Annotated in this window: 13 protein-coding genes; 11 read left to right on the top strand and 2 right to left on the bottom strand. The window is 35.8% G+C overall.

Annotated features, from left to right (window positions below; genetic code table 11):
- The first annotated feature begins 11 nt into the window (after positions 1-11).
- The 3 genes from ACYQ5R_RS06870 to ACYQ5R_RS06860 all read left to right on the top strand — a co-directional run bounded on the left by ACYQ5R_RS06870 (position 12) and on the right by ACYQ5R_RS06860 (position 3,989).
- Entirely contained in the window at positions 12-2,690 is a 2,679-nt protein-coding gene (locus tag ACYQ5R_RS06870) for a TonB-dependent receptor (RefSeq protein ID WP_460190181.1), read from the top strand.
- Between the two features lie 94 nt (positions 2,691-2,784).
- Complete coding sequence (locus tag ACYQ5R_RS06865) at positions 2,785-3,210, top strand: hypothetical protein (protein ID WP_460190502.1); 426 nt, start codon at positions 2,785-2,787, stop codon at positions 3,208-3,210.
- A 32-nt stretch (positions 3,211-3,242) separates the two neighbouring features.
- On the top strand, positions 3,243-3,989 hold the full coding sequence (locus tag ACYQ5R_RS06860; RefSeq protein ID WP_460190180.1) for a lysophospholipid acyltransferase family protein: 747 nt from the start codon (positions 3,243-3,245) through the stop codon (positions 3,987-3,989).
- Here ACYQ5R_RS06860 and ACYQ5R_RS06855 read toward each other — a convergent pair.
- Positions 3,976-4,755, bottom strand: a complete 780-nt coding sequence (locus ACYQ5R_RS06855) for an amidohydrolase (protein ID WP_460190179.1) — start codon at positions 4,753-4,755, stop codon at positions 3,976-3,978. The two genes, ACYQ5R_RS06860 and ACYQ5R_RS06855, sit on opposite strands and share 14 nt — an antisense overlap.
- A gap of 50 nt (positions 4,756-4,805) precedes the next feature.
- Between ACYQ5R_RS06855 and ACYQ5R_RS06850 the strand changes: the two genes are divergently transcribed.
- Positions 4,806-6,914 (top strand): S46 family peptidase, encoded by a 2,109-nt coding sequence (locus tag ACYQ5R_RS06850; protein ID WP_460190178.1) that lies wholly within the window; start codon positions 4,806-4,808, stop codon positions 6,912-6,914.
- Positions 6,915-7,043: 129 nt separating this feature from the next.
- Here ACYQ5R_RS06850 and ACYQ5R_RS06845 read toward each other — a convergent pair whose 3' ends face one another.
- Positions 7,044-8,186 carry a methionine aminotransferase gene (locus ACYQ5R_RS06845; protein WP_460190177.1) on the bottom strand — a complete coding sequence of 381 codons (1,143 nt, stop codon included), beginning with the start codon at positions 8,184-8,186 and terminating at the stop codon, positions 7,044-7,046.
- Positions 8,187-8,429: 243 nt separating this feature from the next.
- Here ACYQ5R_RS06845 and ACYQ5R_RS06840 point away from each other — a divergent pair, with 243 nt between their 5' ends.
- From ACYQ5R_RS06840 to ACYQ5R_RS06810, 7 genes are all read left to right on the top strand, one after another.
- Positions 8,430-8,561 (top strand): GHMP family kinase ATP-binding protein, encoded by a 132-nt coding sequence (locus tag ACYQ5R_RS06840; RefSeq protein ID WP_460190176.1) that lies wholly within the window; start codon positions 8,430-8,432, stop codon positions 8,559-8,561.
- Between the two features lie 158 nt (positions 8,562-8,719).
- The gene (locus ACYQ5R_RS06835; RefSeq protein ID WP_460190175.1) at positions 8,720-11,074 is read left to right on the top strand and encodes a sulfatase-like hydrolase/transferase; all 2,355 of its coding nucleotides are present in this window, start codon (positions 8,720-8,722) and stop codon (positions 11,072-11,074) included.
- Positions 11,075-11,387: 313 nt separating this feature from the next.
- A complete protein-coding gene (locus tag ACYQ5R_RS06830) occupies positions 11,388-12,020 on the top strand; it encodes an SOUL family heme-binding protein (RefSeq protein ID WP_460190174.1) in 633 nt (210 codons plus the stop codon).
- Positions 12,021-12,680: 660 nt separating this feature from the next.
- Positions 12,681-13,247, top strand: coding sequence for a Crp/Fnr family transcriptional regulator (locus ACYQ5R_RS06825; protein WP_460190173.1), 567 nt, complete (start codon positions 12,681-12,683; stop codon positions 13,245-13,247).
- Positions 13,248-13,311: 64 nt separating this feature from the next.
- Positions 13,312-13,767, top strand: a complete 456-nt coding sequence (locus tag ACYQ5R_RS06820) for a DoxX family protein (protein WP_460190172.1) — start codon at positions 13,312-13,314, stop codon at positions 13,765-13,767.
- Between the two features lie 189 nt (positions 13,768-13,956).
- A complete protein-coding gene (locus ACYQ5R_RS06815) occupies positions 13,957-14,487 on the top strand; it encodes a DUF7010 family protein (RefSeq protein WP_460190171.1) in 531 nt (176 codons plus the stop codon).
- Between the two features lie 196 nt (positions 14,488-14,683).
- Complete coding sequence (locus ACYQ5R_RS06810; RefSeq protein ID WP_460190170.1) at positions 14,684-15,259, top strand: hypothetical protein; 576 nt, start codon at positions 14,684-14,686, stop codon at positions 15,257-15,259.
- Positions 15,260-15,843 lie beyond the last annotated feature (584 nt).

The following is a 15,843-nucleotide window of genomic DNA, read 5'->3' as shown; positions in this document are numbered from 1 at the left end:
TAAAAATTCTTATGAAAAAACTTACTTTTTTGTACGTAACTATTTGTATGCTTTTTACGAGTGTAGCAATCGGTCAAACATTAACAGGTACTATTTTAGACGAAACAAACCAACCTTTACCTGGTGCGGATGTGTTAGTAGTAGGAACTACTGATGGTGCTGCAACAGATTTTAATGGAGCCTTCTCTATTGATGTGGCTTCAGGAAGTGGTGCTGTGCAAGTATCATTTATTGGCTACAAATCTGTAACACTAGATTATACTGTTGCCAGTGGAGAAACAGTTGACTTAGGTCAAATTGTATTAGAAGTTTCAAACGAATCTTTAGATGAAATTGTAGTAGTTGGAGTTGCCGACATCGTAAAAGACCGTCAAACACCGATTGCAGTTTCTACTGTAAGAGCAGATGAAATTCAAGCAAAATTAGGATCTCAAGAATTGCCTGAGATTTTAAATGCTACACCCTCTGTATATGCTACAAAATCTGGAGGTGGTTTTGGTGATTCTAGAATTAACGTTCGTGGTTTCGATCAACGTAATACGGCTGTTATGATTAACGGTATTCCTGTGAACGATATGGAGAACGGATGGGTTTATTGGTCTAACTGGGCTGGTTTATCAGATGTAACACAGGCAATCCAAATTCAAAGAGGTTTAGGTTCTTCAAAATTAGCTGTATCTTCTGTAGGGGGTACAATTAACGTTGTAACTAAAACGGCAAACGCAAGAGAAGGTGGAGTTTTCTCTACTTCTATGGGTAATGACGGATACTTAAAAGTGTTAGGTTCTTATAGTACGGGTAAATTAGATAACGGATTATCTGTTTCTTTACTTTTAAGTCAAACACAAGGTAATGGATACATTGATGGAACGAAATTTTTAGCAAATAACTATTTCTTAGGTATTGGTTACGAAATTAATGACAACCACAGCTTACAGTTTATTTACACTGGTGCTCCACAATGGCACAACCAAAATTCCAGAGCAGTTGAAATATACAATTACCAGCGTTATGGTGGTTCTGAAGATTACCCAAATAGAAAATACAACGCACAGTGGGGCTATTTAGATGGTGAAGAGTATACTTGGAGACGTAACTTCTACCACAAGCCAGTTATGACTGTTAACTGGGAATGGAAACTATCTGACGAATCATCCATCTCAACTGCAGCTTATGCTTCTTGGGGTCGTGGTGGTGGATCTGGACCAATTGGAAGAATTAACGGTGCTCAAGATTGGAGACCACAATTTAGAGATGCAAATGGTTTAATCAGATTCGAAGATATTAGAGCTTGGAACATGGGAGAAAGTGTACCTGATTTTGGTGCAGATAGATCAGAGCCATATATTAACGATAGAAGTAACGGTTTTACAAGAAGAGCTTCTATGAACTCTCATAACTGGTATGGGGTAATTGCAAACTACAACACAAGATTTAACGAGAACTTAAGCTTTAATGCTGGTGTTGATTTAAGAACATACAAAGGGATTCACTATAGAATAGTAAACTCTGATTTAGGAGCTGATGGTTATATGGATAACAGAGACATCAACAATCCTAACAGAATGATTACAGAGTACTACGGTGTAACACCAAACTGGAATCCTTTTGTAAACATTAAAGATCAACAAAAAATCGAATACTATAACGATGGTAATGTTGGTTGGGCAGGAGCATTCTCTCAATTAGAATATACTTCAGATAAATTCTCTGCTTTTGTTCAAGGTGCTATTTCTCAGCAAACCTATGAAAGAGTAGATTACTTTAACTACACACCAGATGAGCAAACTTCTGAAAAAGAAAGCAGAACTGGCGGGAACATTAAAGCTGGTTTAAACTATAAGATTAACGAGAACCACAATGTATTTGTGAACTCTGGTTACTTCTCTAGACAACCTTTCTTTGATGCTGTATATTTAAATTTCCGTAACGATTTAAACCCTGACTTACAAAACGAAAAAGTATTTGGTTTAGAAGCTGGTTATGGCTTACACAATGGTAGAGCTGATGTAAATGTGAACTTCTATAGAACTTCATGGCAAGATCGTTTCGAGTCTGTTAGCTTAACAGCTGATGATGGAACTCAAGGTAACGCGAACCTTTATGGTATTGAGCAAGTTCACACAGGTATTGAGCTTGACGCTAGATTTAGAGCTTCAGATAGATTGAGCTTAACCGGTATGTTCTCTGTAGGTAATTGGGAGTACAAAGGTGATGTTACTGCGCAAGCATTTGACGATGATCAAAACCCAATTGGAGAGTCTGTTACTTTATACTTAGACGGTGTAAAAGTTGGTGATGCTGCACAAACTACAGCGCGTTTAGGTGCAGATTTCCAAATTATGGATGGTTTAACTATTGATGGTAGCTGGAGATATGCGAACAACTTATACGCAGAAATTGATGCTACTGATTTTGATGATCCAGATCACCAAGGTTCTTTAGAGTTACCAAGCTACGATTTAGTTGATTTTGGTGCTACCTATAGAATTCCATTTAACGATGATAGACAAGTATTAAACTTCAGATTAAATGTAAATAATGTATTTGACGAAGTGTACATGGCAGAATCTGACACTAACAGACATGCAGAAGCTGGTGACGACACATACAAAGGTATTAGAACTGATAACCGTATCTATTGGGGATTCGGTAGAACTTGGAACTTTACTGTACGTTTCGAATTCTAAAATATCAACTTATATTTTCAAAACCTCCTGAAAATTCAGGAGGTTTTTTTATGCCAAAAATTGTATTTTTACATTCTAAACTTTCATAACTATGATGCTTAATATTCATTCTTGGTGGGCCTACTTAGTCCTAGGCTTTTTAATCATTGCCACAATTAATGCTGTAACAGGTTTAACAGGTAAACGCGACTTTACAGATAAAGATTTACGCATTTCTTTATTCACACTTATCGTTACACATATTCAATTGGTAATTGGGTTTATTTGGTATTTTATGAGTCCGTATTTCTCTGCCTTAACAAGCAATGGTGGTGAGGTTATGAAAAATTCTGCAACAAGACTTTTAGCTGTTGAGCACCCGTTAATGATGCTTATTGCAATAGCATGTATTACAGTGGGTTGGTCGAAACACAAAAAGAAAACAGAAGACGCAGCAAAATTTAAAACAATTGCCATTTTTTATGGCTTAGGTTTGCTATTTGTTTTAAGTAGAATTCCTTGGTCTAACTGGTTTAATTAATAATTACATCCTGTCTTTAGACAGGATTTTTTATGGGGTATTTCTTTAAAATATTATCGTATCCAATATCAGTATTCTATTACATAGTTTTTGCATTATTACTGGTGATCTTCCATCCTATACAATGGCTTTGCCTAAAAATTGGAGGGTACAACGCACATAGAATAAGTGTAGCCATTCTAAACCTTGGGCTAGTAAGGGCTTTGCATATTTTAGGTACCAACGTGAGTTTTAAAATCACCTCACCTTTACCAGAAAATACACCAATCATATTTGTAGCCAACCATCAAAGCTTAAATGATATACCTGCAATGATATGGTTCTTAAGAGCTCATCACCCTAAGTTTGTATCTAAAAAAGAATTGGGCAAAGGCATCCCAAGCGTTTCCTTTAATTTAAAATATGGAGGTAGCGCCTTAATTGATCGTAAAAACTCGGCTCATGCTCTAAAAACACTTAAGAAGTTTGGCAAATACATAGAAAAGAATAACTATTCAGCGGTAATTTTTCCAGAAGGTACGCGTAGTAGAGGTGGTGTACCTAAGCGCTTTTCTACCAACGGTCTTAAGACCATGTTAAAACATGCACCATCTGCAGTACTTGTTCCTATTACGGTAAACAATTCCTATAAATTTTTAAAATACAAAGGCTTTCCAATGCTACTTGGAGTGCACCTCCAGTTTAAGGTACATGCTCCAGTGGCACCTCAAGATAAAGAGATAGATACAGTATTAGAAGAAGTAGAATTTACAATTAAAAGAGACATTATTCAATCGTAAAGAAATCGCGGTCGTTTAAAAATTGTAAGGCACTCTTCACCTTGTTTAAAGAAGGTTTACTCAAAGAATACTGCAGCAAAGCTTGCGCTCCTTCCTTTGTAGTGGCAATAGCAGTACCCAAAGCATCTATCACCTGGGTATGTCCCACATAATCTAAATTGTTCGCATCGGCACCTACTCTATTCACACCAATGGTATAACACATATTTTCAATGGCTCTCGCTTTTAAAAGAACGTCCCAAGCTTGCAATCGTTTTGCTGGCCAATTCGCTACATACAAAAGCACATCAAAATTTTGAGTATTTCTAGACCATACTGGGAATCGCAAATCGTAACAGATTAATGGGCAAATTTTCCACCCTCTAAAATTCAATTCCAATCGCTCCTCACCTTTTGTGTATTCAAGATGCTCACCTGCCAAAGTAAACAAATGTCGCTTGTCGTAGTAACGCACGGTACCATTCGGATACATGGCAATCAACCTGTTATAATACTGTCCTTCTTCTTCTATGATTAAGGAACCGAGTATCAAAGCGTCTAAAGCAGTTGCGTGTGTTTCCATCCAGTGCATGGTAGTGCCAAACATAGGTTCTGCATTGGCCGATGGATTCATGCTAAAACCAGTGGTAAACATTTCGGGTAACACCACAACATCGGTGTTTTTATCTAATTGTTGAAAGTAGGTTTCGTAATGATTTCGATTCGCTTCGGGTTGCTCCCAAGCTATATCAGCCTGAATACAAGCTATTTCGAGTACTTCTTTCATAATTTAAAATTACAATTTTTTATCTTTGCCCGATTTAAAAAGTGAGATTTATGAAGTTTTTGAAATTTGTTTTGTTGTTTATTTCTTTTCAAGTGGTTGCACAACAAGGCGGTATGTGGATTCCTTCGCTTTTAAGCGGGATGAACGAACAAGAAATGCAGGCCCTTGGCAGCAAATTAACAGCCCAAGACATTTATGATGTGAATAACTCGAGTTTAAAAGATGCCATTGGCCATTTTAACGGAGGCTGTACTAGTGAAGTTATTTCACCTAAAGGTTTGGTTTTAACCAACCACCATTGCGGATTTAGTCAAATTCAATCACATTCATCATTAGAAAATGATTATCTAAAAAATGGCTTTTGGGCTATGAGTCTTGATGAAGAATTACCGAATGAAGGATTGTATATCGATTTCATCAAGAGCATTCACGATGTAACGGCACAAGTTTTAGCAGGTACAGAAAACGTAAAATCTGCCAAGAAAAAACAAATCATTGTAGATCAAAATATGGCTAAGGTAGTTAAGATGGCTAACATCCCTACTTGGCAAAAAGCAAAAGTAAAGTCCTTTTACAAAGGCAATCAATACTTCTTATTTGTATACGAACGTTTTGAAGACATTAGATTGGTTGGTGCGCCACCAAGTAGCATTGGTAAGTTTGGTTCTGATACAGACAATTGGGTATGGCCTCGTCATACTGGTGATTTCTCATTATTCAGAATTTATGCAGATAGCCAAAACCGACCAGCAAAATACAGTACAGATAACAAGCCGTACAAGCCAGCACACCACTTACCTATTTCTTTAAATGGTGTAGAAGAAGGCGATTTTACGATGGTGTTTGGTTTTCCAGGTAGAACAAACGAGTATTTACCTGCGGTAGCCGTAGCACAAATCACACAAAAAATCAATCCGAATAACATAGCTTATAGAGATGCTGCTTTAAAAGTAATTAACAATTACATGAAGCAAGACGATCAAATTAGAATTCAATACGCATCTAAACAAGCTCGTATTGCCAACTCTTGGAAAAAGTGGATTGGTGAAAATCAAGGGATCGAAAAGAGCCATGCCATTGCCAAAAAACAACAGTTTGAAGAGAAGTTCTTAGCTGAAGTAGAAAGACAGCAATTGCAAGACAGCTATGGCAACATCTTAACAGACTTTAAGGAGTTCTATACAGCCTATGAGCCTGTAGCAATTAAACGCGCCAGCTTTTTAGAAGTGTTCTATAGAAACAACGAGCTACTCAATCTTATGTTTAAATTGTATAAAGTAGAATTGGCTGCTGACAAAGGCGAGAAAGTATTTAAAAATGCCAAAGTTGCCTTTATGCACTCGCTTGAAAAGTTCTATAAAAACTACAATATAACTGTAGATCGTAATGTATACAAAGCCATTATGCCAATGTATACTGATAATGTGGATGAAAGCATTTACAACAACACAGCTTTTACCTCAAAAAAAGGAGCGTTCAATCTATTAAATAATAGCATGGGCAAGGTGTTGAAATACTTAAACAAAGATGCAGCCTATGCGTATGCAAAACCGTTTATTGAGGAGTTTTACAACGAAATCAATCCAGAGTATAGCGAAATGAACACCGAAATTGCGGCCGTTCAAAAGACCTATATGAAAGCCTTAATGGAGGTGCTACCAGAAGAGCGTTATTATCCAGATGCCAATAGTACATTAAGAGTAACATACGGACAAGTACAAGGTTACGCCCCAAGAGATGGCGTGTATTACAACCCTGTAACTTACTTAGATGGTGTGGTAGAAAAATACGTTCCTGGTGATTATGAGTTTGATGTTCCTGCTAAATTAATTGAGTTATACGAAGCTAAAGACTACGGAGCTTATGCCGACAAAAATGGTAAATTACCTGTAAGCTTTATCGGAACCAATCATACCACTGGTGGTAACTCAGGAAGTCCTGCTATTGATGCCGAAGGTAATTTAATCGGATTAAATTTTGATCGTGTTTGGGAAGGTACCATGAGCGACATTAATTACGATCCAGATATTTGTAGAAACATTATGGTAGATGCTCGCTACATCTTATTTGTTATAGACAAGTTTGCTGGTGCCTCACATTTAATAGACGAAATGACTTTGGTTACACCAAAGCAAGAAAACTTTGTAGAAAAAGAATAACAACAAGTCACAATACATTAAAAGGTTAGCGCATTGCAAACGCAAGGTGCTAACCTTTTTTCTTTTTAAGCACCCTTCACTATAATTCGTTTACCAATAAGAGCAAACCCTTTTATGCAGAATAAAAATCTATATCCTATTTAACACCTCAGCAGCACGTCTTAGCGTATCCTCTTTTTTGGCAAAACAAAAGCGCAGCAGTCCATCACTCCTACCATCCACATTAAATACAGATATCGGAATGGTTGCCAATCGAAATTCTTCTACCAATCGTTTTGCAAAAGCCACATCGTGTTCGTCTGAAATAGCCGTATAATCTAAGTTTTGAAAGTAGGTGCCCGCAGAAGGTGTAAAACGAAAACGCGAACCTTTAATACTATCTAAAAACAGATCGCGCTTTTCTTGGTAAAATGCATTTAGCTGTTCGTAATGTGATGGCTCTTTTAAATATTCGGCCAAGGCAATTTGCGTAGGATGGTGCACACAAAACACATCGTACTGGTGTACCTTTCTAATCTCTGCCATTAACGATGCTGGCGCCACACAATAACCCATTTTCCAACCGGTTACATGAAAGGTCTTACCAAAAGAAGCCGTTACAATACTGCGCTCTTTTAAACCTGCATAGGTACTTGCACTTTCGTGTTGGTGTCCGTCAAAAATTATATGCTCATACACCTCATCACTCAACACTAATATATCGGTATTTTCAGTAAGCGCCTCTAGTATTTGCATATCTGCCGCTGTTAAAATACTTCCTGTAGGGTTCTGCGGTGTATTGATAATTATCATCTTGGTCTTAGCAGAAATGTTGACTTTTACTACCTCCCAATCTATGGTATAATTTGGCGCATCCAATTGTATGGCTATGGGTGTACCTCCTGCCACTGTTATAGCGGGTTCGTAAATATCAAAAGCGGGTTTAAACAACAGCACCTCATCACCCGGTTGAATAAACGTACTGATGGTTGTATAAATAGCTTGCGAGGCACCTGCGGTAATGGTCACCTCAGTTTCTGGGTGGTACTGCGCCCCATAACACGCCTCAATTTTTTGAGCTACCGCTTCTCGCAATGCCAATACCCCAGGCATAGGCGCATATTGGTTGTACTGCTGTTTCATAGCCTTGGTAACCAAATCAATCAGCACCGGATCACAGGCAAAATCTGGAAAGCCTTGTGATAAATTAATGGCTTGGTATTCGGCGGCCATTTGACTCATAGTAGTAAAAATAGTGGTACCTATATAGGGCAATTTAGAACGCTGTTTCATACAAAGATTAAAGATACACATCTTGTGTGCAGCCACCCCATTTTAAAATTATTTTTTATTACTATTTTTAGTATATGGCTCCCGCCATAAAAAACCAATGTAAACAACTAACAATAATTACTAGATAAATAGTTATGGCAATTACTGTTATCTGGCAGTTAGCGAGCAATAAAACTAAATAATTACAATTTTCTACAATGAAACAAATTTATTTTTTAATTACAATTTTACTTTTAACTTCTAATGTCTTTTATACACAAACAGATATTTATGGGTACTGGTTTGGACGGTGGTTCTACCGATGGAACCTTTGTAATCACTGCGCTTAACGCTTTGTTTCAATTAGAATTAAGTGATGATACCCTTAAAGGCTAAGCTTCTGAGCTAAGTAGTGATTTCTCCTTCTTTATTAAAAAGTAACACACTATTGCCGCAGGCACGGGCACTAACAAGCTTTGAATCAATATTTTGTAATTTTTTAAATTTTCATTATATTACTGATCCACCCCAACATACTCTTAAATTCTTTTATTATGAGGTATTATTCACTTAAATTAATTTGTTGTTTGTTGTTCTTTGCGAGCTGTTCAGACAACGGTGGATCCAATATAAATTGGAAAATGGACAGGACAAAACTTCCTATTGCTCCTCCACCAGTTCAAAAATTCACGGAATTGGATGCGCGTAACACAAAGCAACCGGATCCTTTTGATGTTAGAGCTCCTGAAGGTGCTCCAAATATCTTGATAGTTCTGCTTGACGATGTTGGCTACGGTCAATCTTCCACTTTTGGAGGGCCTGTAAAAATGCCAGCAGCAGAACGTATTGCAGACCAAGGTCTCAAGTATACCAAATTTGCTACGAATCCTATGTGCTCGCCTACAAGAGCTTCATTAATGACCGGAAGAAATGCACATACCGCCCATCAAGGAGCAGTATCAGAAGTGGCTACATCTTATCCGGGATATGATGGTAAACGCCCAAAAACGGTTGCACTGTTGGCAGAAATGCTTCAAATGAATGGCTATGCTACGGCCTACATTGGGAAAAATCATGAGACTCCTGCTTGGACCGTTAGTGCAGCCGGACCTTTTGATTTATGGCCAACTCAGAGCGGATTCGATAAATTCTACGGCTTTATAGGAGATGAGCAACACATGTGGTACCCTGCAATATTTGACGGAACTTCAACAGTTGACATCGATTACAACGACCCTAATTTTCATTTACAAGAAGATTTTGCTCGAGAGGCGGTAGAATGGGTTCAAAGTCAGAAGTCATTGAATCCGGATAAGCCCTTCTTTATGTATTTTTCTACGGGAACTGCCCATGCTCCACATCATGTTCCAAAGGAATATATAGATAAATACAAAGGTAAATTCAGTGATGGTTGGGATGCCTTGCGATTAAAGACGTTAGAAAATCAAAAGAAACTAGGCATTGTAGATCAAAACACCGTTTTGGCCCAAAAAGAACCATATATCGTAGATTGGGAAACCTTGAGTGAAGAAGAGCGCATTGTGCACGAAAGAGAAATGGAGGTTGGATCAGCATTTATTGAACATGCCGATGCGCAAGTGATGAAGGTTATTGATGCTATCGATGCCATGGGGGAATTAGATAATACATTTATCATCTACATCATGGGAGATAATGGAGCTAGTGCCGAAGGTACGATAACGGGCCTTACCAATGTGAATTACTATTACAATAATGTTTTAGACAATACCGCTTCACATGTGAACGAAATAGATGATTTTGGAAGTAAAGAATATTATGGAATTTATTCTTCTGGATGGGCTGTTGCTGCCTGTACTCCTTTTAAATGGACGAAGCAAGTTGCTTCAGGTGGTGGTACGCTTGATGGAGCCATTGTTAGTTATCCAAATGGAATAAAGGCTAAAGGGGAATTGCGTCATCAATACCATCACGTAATCGATGTCGCTCCAACTATTTTAGAGCTTACAAAGCTACCAGAACCCTCTCATGTAAATGGGTATGAGCAGATTCCGATACAAGGAAAAAGCATGGCATATTCCTTTGATAATCCGGATGCGGAAAGTAATCATAAAACCCAGTATTATGAAGGTTTTGGAAACCGTGCGATTTATCATGATGGTTGGTTTGCACAAGTAGTGCACAAGGCCGCATGGGAACAGAAACCGAGAAGAACTTTTCAGGAAGATATATGGGAGTTATACCATTGGGATGAAGATTTTTCGATGAGTAAAGATCTTGCCGAGGAAAATCCAGAAAAGTTAGAAGAAATGAAAAAACTTTTCGATCGAGAAGCTATCGCAAATAATGTATACCCTTTGGATGACAGGGTGGTGGAAAGAATTAATCCAGAGATTGCGGGTCGACCTGATTTAATGTTTGGTAGGACAGAATTGACCGTATATCCTGGAATGGATCACTTGTTTGAAAATGTCTTTATCAATACCAAAAACACGAGCTTTACCATTGAATCCATGGTGCAGATTGATAAGCAAGCTGAAGGTGTCGTGCTCGCTATGGGAGGACGTTTCGGAGGTTATAGCTTATATATGAAGGACGGAAAATTACGTTTTGTTTACAATTACCTAGGCAGTGAGTATTTTGAAATTAATTCTAATACTCCCCTAACGCTAGGTACTCAAAAATTATCCGCAGTATTTGAATACGATGGAGATGGTGTTGGAAAAGGAGGTATGATTACCTTAAAAGTCAATGATAAGGCTATTGCTAGTGGACGCGTGGAGAAAACTATGCCTTTTGTATACTCCACTTCGGAGGGTGCTTCGGTAGGATGGGATGATTCTAGTCCAGTTAGTAAGAACTATAAGGCCGGTAAATCCAATTCCTTCAATGGTACGATTGATCATGTGACCATTTCCATTCAGAAATAATTACAATTTGCGATTTTCTTCTTGTTCAAATAAGAAGGAGGCTTATAGCCGTTGACTTTTGCAGGAAGAAAATCGCAAATTAAATTAAACGATCATCACCCGTACCAACAGAATCATTTCTCTAAATACGCACTCCATACTCCAAAGCTAGATTGCTATATTAGCTCAAAGAGATCAGAAGTTAGAAGTTGAAAACTAGAATGACTAGGTGACTAAGTAACTAGAACGCGAAGCAATCATTAATTCATTAAATCATTAACCATACTTTAGAATCAACCACAAATGATACACTATACATTGGTGTTCGTTACAAATGAAAATAGTTAAACACTTAAATATTAAAATGAAGATACTATTAATTCTACTTGGAGTTGTATTGATAGCTTTTGTAGTAATTCAACTTTTTGCATTCAAGAGTCAAAGTAATATTGAAACTTACTCTTATGTAATCAATAAAAAATATAGCACATTTGAAATAAGAAAATATGAAGAAACTTTATTTACTTCAGTCAAACTCTCAACTTCAGGATATAAAAATTCTTCAAGTAAAGGATTCTCGATTTTAGCGGGATATATTTTTGGAGGGAATGAAAGGAACGAAAAAATATCTATGACCTCACCGGTAGCTATGACATTAGAAGATTCTATAACTATGATGTTCATGGTTCCAAAGGATTTGAAAAAGGAAATGCTTCCCAAACCAAATCAATCAATTATAAAATTTAAGAAAGAGCCCGCAAAAACTGTTGCTGCAATAAGCTTTAGCGGTTGGGCTAATGATACAAAAATAGAAAAGCATAAACAAAAACTAAAAGCAGCTTTAGATGCTGAAGGAATAGCATATACTAACCGATTTTATTTCTTAGGCTATAATGCGCCTTATGAAGTTTTTAATCGAAAAAATGAAATCATAGTTGAATTGCAATTAGAAGCACTTACCAAGTAAACAAAAGTAAAACGAACACCAATTATATATATAAAAATACACGTAATACACACATTTTGTTTTTTTTGCCTAAACTCAGATCTTATGCTTAACCGATTATTGTGAATTTTTAATCGCCTACTTTTCATACACTAGATCGCTACCATGCAATGGATCTTAATTACCCTGAAATAGTACTTTTGCTGTCTTACTCTTTGCAATACCCATACTTATTATACCATTATTGAATAAAAAACAGCTTGAGTTAATCCTTAATAGTAGTGTCTATTTATTAATCGGTCGATACGTTTAAAAATAGCAGTCGGCGCTATATCAATTATTTTATTTGATATTTATGAAGAAGAATTGGTTTATAGAGTCTATAGACTTGATTTTCATTCAACTGCATCGTTCGAAACTTTTTATTTTATAGTTCTTTCTGTTTTCCTTTATTTACCATATTTAGATGTACTAAATATTATTAATTTCGTACTAAAAAAGAAACAGAAACAACGTGTATAATTTATTGCTAAGAAATTTGCTCAGCAGAAATTGTTTCACCAATTCGCAATGCTCGTGTCACTCGAATTATTACCTTAGTACCATAGCGGAAAAATCGTGCTGATTTTCTCGCAACTAATCATACACAAAAACTTTTGCCAGAAGCTGAAAAACTGCAGGATGGAAGAAATTAAAAAGTTTATTGACAGTATTTATCCATTAAGCGATTCTGACTGGGATTTTTTTTCTTCAAAATTGCGTAAGGAAGAAATAAATAAGAGCTCAACTATAATAAAAATTGGAGAGATTGAGAGCTACTTATCTTTTATTTCCGAAGGGATAGTGAGACTTTATATCCCAAAAGAAGAAGGTGAACTGACCTTTGGATTTTTATTTGAAAATGAATTTGTTACTGCTTATGATTCCTTTATCACACAAACCCCTTCTCGCTATCAAATAGAAACGCTAACAAACACAACTTTGTGGCGAATATCAGTCAAAGACCTTCAAGAGGTTTATAAAGAAACTGAAAACGGAAATTTAATCGGTCGAAGAATGGCGGAAAATATGTTCTTAATAAAGTCGAAAAGAGAAATTTCTCTACTAAACAAAACAGCCGAAGAACGTTATTTAGACTTATTCTCGGAACGCCCCAAATTATTAAAACAAATTCCATTAAAATACATTGCCTCCTATATTGGTGTTACACCCCAAGCCTTAAGCAGGATACGAAAACGAATTACTTAACTTGGGTTCATTGTCTCCTCGAAAATCATTTAAGAGTTTTGTAAGAGAATTAAAAGAAAATAACATGAAACCATTAGTAGTACTTTTATCAAGTTTTGTGATAGCAACTTTTGTAATAAAAATCATCAATAAGGATCATAATTTTGCATTATCTGCAAGAATTGCGATGTCTGTAATGTTATGTTTTACGGCAATTGGACATTTCGCATTTACCAAAGGAATGTCAATGATAATACCACAATTTATTCCATTCAAAACAAATCTTGTTTATCTAACAGGACTTTTTGAAATTCTTCTAGCAATTGGTTTGCTTATTCCAAAATTGAAAATGATTAGCGGATGGACTTTAATTGTTTTCCTTTTATTGATTTTGCCTGCAAATATTTATGCTTCATTTCATAATATTGATTATCAAAAAGGAACATTTGACGGAAATGGTCTTTCCTACCTCTGGTTTAGAATTCCGTTACAATTTCTGTTTATTGCTTGGACTTATATTAGCTCAATCCGATTTCTGTAGATAAAAAAGTCAGTGGCTAACAATGTATATAAGCCATAGCTCAGTTCGTCCTTATTCTCTGGCTTTTTCGTAAATTTACAGCCTGTTTTAAACCGAAAATTTTGCGCTTAATAATCAGCTGCGTCTGATTTACGATACCGTTTTGCCATATGCAGATCAACAAAGAAAACGAACTGAAACTAAAATTGGATGAACTTTAAGGAATTTCAAAAAGATATGCGAATTGCCTATTTAGGCGGAGGTACTGGAATTTTTGTTTCAGGTTTAATCTGGCTAATTTCGGGATTATCTGGAATTTACTTTACCAAAGAAACTAGTATTTTAATCTTTTTTATAGGCGGAATGCTAATTTATCCTTTGGGAGTATTTTTTGCAAAGCTATTAAATAGAAGTGGCAAACATCAAAATAATAATCCTCTAGCAAAGTTGGCTATTGAAAGTACCGCAATATTGTTTATTGGACTATTTATAGCCTATTCAATTTTCCTAAAACAAACACTTTGGTTTTTTCCAGTTATGCTTATGATAATTGGCGTAAGATATTTTGTATTTCAATCAATCTATGGAATGAAGCTATATTGGATTTTAGGACTAATTTTAATAATACCTGGGATATTCTGCTTGATTTCAAACCAACCTTTTCATTTTGGTGGAATCATCGGTGGAATTATTGAGTTAATTTTTGGAGTGCTCGTTATCTTAGTTGAAAGAAAAAAATGAAACCTGTACTAGAATAAATACACAATATAACATCGTGTATAATTAAATGCGGTGGAATTTCCTCACCGGAAATTGTTCCACCAAATCGCAATGCTCGTATGACTAGAATTAATTACTTTAGTGCCACAGCGGAAAAATCTTACTGATTTTCCCACAACTAATCATTCACAAGAACTTAATACATTTGAGAAAAATAATGAATCAATTAAAAAAATTGATAGAAAAGAATATTTCAGGTAAAAAGGTTTTAGGACTTTTCATCTTGACTAATCTTATTTACACCATTATGCTGACTGTTACAATTCCTAAAACAATGGAATTCTCTAACGGAATGAAATTATTGGATATGATGCCTACAGGATATGATTTTAATTATGTAAATGAATTATTTACTTCGCTTGGAGAAAATGGACGAATGACATATCTGACCAAACAAATACCTGTCGATATGATTTACCCATTACTATTTGGGCTTTCTTACAGTTTGCTTTTAGGGTATTTCTTGAAAAAACTGAACAAATTAAAATCGCCATTTATTTATCTCTGTTTAATACCAATAATTGCCGGAATTACGGATTATTTAGAAAATATCGGAATTATCATAATGCTTAAAAACTATCCCGAATTGAAAGAGACTGCGGTTTATACAACTAATATAGTTTCAGTTATAAAAAGCATTTCAACAAGTATATTTTTTATTGCATTAATAGTAATCTTAATATCACTTGGGATTAAAGTATTAAAAAGAAAAACAAGTGTTAACATCGTATAAATTTAATTGCTAGTATTAGCTAATTTACCATGGTACTCGCGAACTTTCTATCTGTATTTTATTTGCTAAATCAGGTACTTAAACACAAAACGAAATCATACATAAAAACGCACCAATAAAATTCTTATTTCATTGTGACAAGAAAACAAAAAATACAACTAGGCATTGGGCTACTATGCATAGTCTTGTCTACTATAGGTGCTTTTTGGCTACTATACAGTCACAAGCAATTTAACCATGCTATTGCGCAAAATTTGCCTACAGAATCACTCAGACCCATCTATCTTTATGATATTGTCATACTACTATTTTTCGGTTTGATCGGGTTGGTGAGTTTGTTAGTTGTAATGCGGTTATTTTATAAAGTAAAAACGCAAAACTATTAACCCTTTTTAACACTGCGCTTCTTATGTATCTCTTTAAGAATCAACAATACTTTTTAGCATTCATTTTTAACGTAAAACAAAACCCGTGAAAAAGTATCGCTATCTTGTTATTCCTGTAGTACGCAATGCAAGACTCTGGAGTTATTCTGCGAAAACATTACTTTAGAAACTAAAAAATCAATGTAATTCATTGGCTAA

The sequence above is a fragment of the Urechidicola sp. KH5 genome (assembly GCF_054661455.1).
The sequence above is the reverse complement of the archived record's forward strand: the minus strand, read 5'-3'. Positions and strand labels throughout refer to the sequence as shown.

What these genes read in the sequence shown, in the direction of transcription:
- ACYQ5R_RS06870 (WP_460190181.1), top strand. Translation starts at nt 12, where the DNA reads ATGAAAAAACTTACTTTTTTGTACGTAACTATTTGTATGCTTTTTACG.
- ACYQ5R_RS06865 (WP_460190502.1), top strand. Translation starts at nt 2,785, where the DNA reads ATGCTTAATATTCATTCTTGGTGGGCCTACTTAGTCCTAGGCTTTTTA.
- ACYQ5R_RS06860 (WP_460190180.1), top strand. Translation starts at nt 3,243, where the DNA reads ATGGGGTATTTCTTTAAAATATTATCGTATCCAATATCAGTATTCTAT.
- ACYQ5R_RS06855 (WP_460190179.1), bottom strand. Translation starts at nt 4,755, where the DNA reads ATGAAAGAAGTACTCGAAATAGCTTGTATTCAGGCTGATATAGCTTGG.
- ACYQ5R_RS06850 (WP_460190178.1), top strand. Translation starts at nt 4,806, where the DNA reads ATGAAGTTTTTGAAATTTGTTTTGTTGTTTATTTCTTTTCAAGTGGTT.
- ACYQ5R_RS06845 (WP_460190177.1), bottom strand. Translation starts at nt 8,186, where the DNA reads ATGAAACAGCGTTCTAAATTGCCCTATATAGGTACCACTATTTTTACT.
- ACYQ5R_RS06840 (WP_460190176.1), top strand. Translation starts at nt 8,430, where the DNA reads ATGTCTTTTATACACAAACAGATATTTATGGGTACTGGTTTGGACGGT.
- ACYQ5R_RS06835 (WP_460190175.1), top strand. Translation starts at nt 8,720, where the DNA reads ATGAGGTATTATTCACTTAAATTAATTTGTTGTTTGTTGTTCTTTGCG.
- ACYQ5R_RS06830 (WP_460190174.1), top strand. Translation starts at nt 11,388, where the DNA reads ATGAAAATAGTTAAACACTTAAATATTAAAATGAAGATACTATTAATT.
- ACYQ5R_RS06825 (WP_460190173.1), top strand. Translation starts at nt 12,681, where the DNA reads ATGGAAGAAATTAAAAAGTTTATTGACAGTATTTATCCATTAAGCGAT.
- ACYQ5R_RS06820 (WP_460190172.1), top strand. Translation starts at nt 13,312, where the DNA reads ATGAAACCATTAGTAGTACTTTTATCAAGTTTTGTGATAGCAACTTTT.
- ACYQ5R_RS06815 (WP_460190171.1), top strand. Translation starts at nt 13,957, where the DNA reads ATGAACTTTAAGGAATTTCAAAAAGATATGCGAATTGCCTATTTAGGC.
- ACYQ5R_RS06810 (WP_460190170.1), top strand. Translation starts at nt 14,684, where the DNA reads ATGAATCAATTAAAAAAATTGATAGAAAAGAATATTTCAGGTAAAAAG.